This window comes from Asticcacaulis biprosthecium C19 (assembly GCF_000204015.1).
GTDB classification, from domain to species: Bacteria; Pseudomonadota; Alphaproteobacteria; order Caulobacterales; family Caulobacteraceae; genus Asticcacaulis; species Asticcacaulis biprosthecius.
The window spans coordinates 284,444-287,070 of sequence record NZ_GL883078.1 but is presented as its reverse complement, the minus strand read 5'-3'; the positions used below and the strand labels follow the sequence as shown (position 1 = coordinate 287,070).

Here is a 2,627-nt window from a genome sequence, read left to right as displayed (position 1 = left end):
TCCTGGCAGGGTTTCGATGGTGATCCAGCGCAGGTCGGTGAATTCGGCGATGCCGGCCTTGCCGCCGAAACGACCATAACCGGAATCCTTGACGCCGCCGAACGGCATCTGAGCTTCGTCGTGAACGGTCGCGCCGTTGATGTGGCACATGCCCGACTGAATCCGCGACGCCACGTTCAAAGCCTCTGCGATGTTGGTGGTGAACACCGCCGCCGTCAGGCCGTATTCCGTGTCGTTGGCAATGCGCACCGCATCGTCAGTGTCCTTCGCGCGGACAATCGACACGACCGGCCCGAAGCTTTCCTCGGCATAGATGCGCATGTCCGGCGTCACGCCGTCCAGGACCGAAGCCGGGATCAGGACGCCTTCGCCTTCGCCGCCGGCAATCAGCTTCGCACCCTTGGCGATGGCATCGCGCATCAGCTCACGGACCTTGTCGCCCGACTTGACATCGACCACGGCGCCCAGGGGCGTCTTGCCTTCCAAAGGATCGCCGGCCGGCATGGTGGCGGCCTTGGCGGCGAATTTGGTGACGAAGGCATCATAAACAGCGTCGACCACGATGATCCGTTCGGTCGACATGCAGATTTGCCCTTGGTTCATGAAGGCGCCGAAGGCGGCTGCCTTGACCGCCTCGTCGAGATCGGCGTCCTTGAGGACCAGCAGAGGCGCCTTGCCGCCCAGTTCCAGCAGGGCAGGCTTCAGTTGTGCCGCGGCGCGGGCGGCGATAATCTTGCCGACGTGGGTCGAGCCGGTGAAGTTGATGCGCTTGACGGCGGGATGGTCGATCAGGGCGCCGACGACCGCCGGGGCGTCTTCGGCGGCATTGGTGACCAGCGAGACAATGCCTTCGGGGCGCCGGCGCGGTTGAAGGCCTCTGCTATCAGCCAGTGTGTGCGCGGGCAGGCCTCGGCGGCCTTCAGCACGACAGTGTTGCCGCAGGCCAGCGGGGTGGCGATGGCGCGGACGCCCAGAATCACCGGGGCATTCCATGGCGCGATACCCAGCACAACGCCAGCGGCTTGACGCACGGCCAGGGCGACGCAGCCAGGTTTGTCGGACGGGATGGTCTCGCCGGCGACCAGGGTGGTCAGCGAGGCAGCTTCGCGCATCATGTTGGCGGCCAGCATGCAGTTGAAGCCGGCCCAGGCCTGGGTCGATCCGGTTTCGGCCTTCATGGCGGCGATGAATTCGGGCGCCATGGCGGTGAGTTGGTCGGCGACCTTCAGCAAGACGGCGCGGCGGGCATTGGGGCCGAGCGCCGACCAGGCGGGGAAGGCTGCGGCGGCGGCATCGGCGGCAGCGATGGCATCGGCGACCGACGCGGCGGCGGCGGTGGTCGCGGCCTGGCCCGAGATCGGATTGAGCCGGGTAAAGGTGCGCCCGCCTTCGGCCTTGACAGGCTTGGAGGCGATGATCAGATCGAGTGGCGCAGCAGAAACCGTGTCCAGCATGGTGATGACTCCCTGTCGCATCTTCATATGACGCGTGTTAATTGATTATGTATCATACCTATTATGGGCCGTCATTATTTATTTTATCGCCTAAGCCCGAAAACGCCGATAGGGTGGACACCAATAACTTATACCTCCCCGTTATACGGGGAGGTGGATCATTTGCCGGAAGCAAATGAGACGGTGGGGGATTTGGCCCGCCTGAGTTTTCAAATGCAAAGGCCCCGGAGAACGCCTTGAAAAAGAAGACATCTGCTGCTGTTGACATCGACCCCGCCGAACTGCTGGAGAGCCAGATCGGCTTTCAACTGCGTTTGGCGCAATTGGCGGTGTTCGGAGAGATTATCGACCGGATGAAGGAGATCGGTCTGCGGCCGGTCGATCTGTCGGTGCTTATGCTGATCGAGGCCGAGCCTGGCCTGCGCCAACACGTCATCGGCGACCGGCTGAAGATCCAGCGGCCGAACGTCGTGGCGCTGATCGACGCTCTGGAGGGACGCGGCTTGGTCGAGCGCAAGGTGGACAAGAAGGACCGCCGCGCCAATCAACTGGCGCTGACGAAATCAGGCGCGGCCTTGCTGGCTCAGGCCAAGGCCATCCAGCGCCAGCATCTGGAGCGGATGCACCGGTTTCTGGAAGGTGTCGATATCGACAACTTCATGAAGGGCCTAAGGCAGTTGGCGGCTATGCCGGTGCGGGAAGCAGACGAGGCGTGACCTTCCTGAATCTGGTTGTGCTGCGTGCGAAAGACGTGGCGCGACTCGGGCAATTTTATGAAGCTCTGGGGCTATCCTTCGTGCGCGAGCGTCATGGCAGCGGGCCGGAGCATCTGGCGGCGACAGCCGGTGGGATGACCTTGGAAATCTACCCGTGGGCGCAGGGCCGGGGCACCGAAGGGCTGCGGATCGGCTTCCAGGTCGATGATGTCGAGATGAGGCTGGCTGCGGCTTTGGCGCAGGGCGCCACTCTGGTGACGGCGTTCAAAGATGGACCTTGGGGCCCGCGCGCCGTTGTCACAGATCCGGAAGGCCATATAGTCGAGTTGGCTGGGGCGGCATCGTAAGTAAGGGCTGGAAGACTGTGTCCGGAAAAGACTCTGATGCCTTTTAGACGCTACAGAACGAAAGTCGCCGCACCACCGCATCTCGTCCTTCGCTGCGCGTCGACCTCGGC

At 63.2% G+C, this 2,627-nt stretch carries 2 protein-coding genes and 1 pseudogene; 2 read left to right on the top strand and 1 reads right to left on the bottom strand.

From position 1 onward, the window contains the following. Positions 1–1,454: pseudogene (locus ABI_RS11865) on the bottom strand (aldehyde dehydrogenase); the annotation flags it as partial. 236 nt (positions 1,455–1,690) lie between these two features. On the opposite strand from ABI_RS11865, the gene ABI_RS11860 reads away from it, so the two are divergent. Both ABI_RS11860 and ABI_RS11855 read left to right on the top strand, forming a co-directional pair. Then, the gene (locus ABI_RS11860; protein ID WP_006273229.1) at positions 1,691–2,170 is read left to right on the top strand and encodes a MarR family winged helix-turn-helix transcriptional regulator; all 480 of its coding nucleotides are present in this window, start codon (positions 1,691–1,693) and stop codon (positions 2,168–2,170) included. Then, the gene (locus ABI_RS11855; RefSeq protein ID WP_006273228.1) at positions 2,167–2,517 is read left to right on the top strand and encodes a VOC family protein; all 351 of its coding nucleotides are present in this window, start codon (positions 2,167–2,169) and stop codon (positions 2,515–2,517) included. The genes ABI_RS11860 and ABI_RS11855 overlap by 4 nt, the downstream gene beginning before the upstream one ends. The last annotated feature ends 110 nt before the right edge of the window (positions 2,518–2,627 follow it).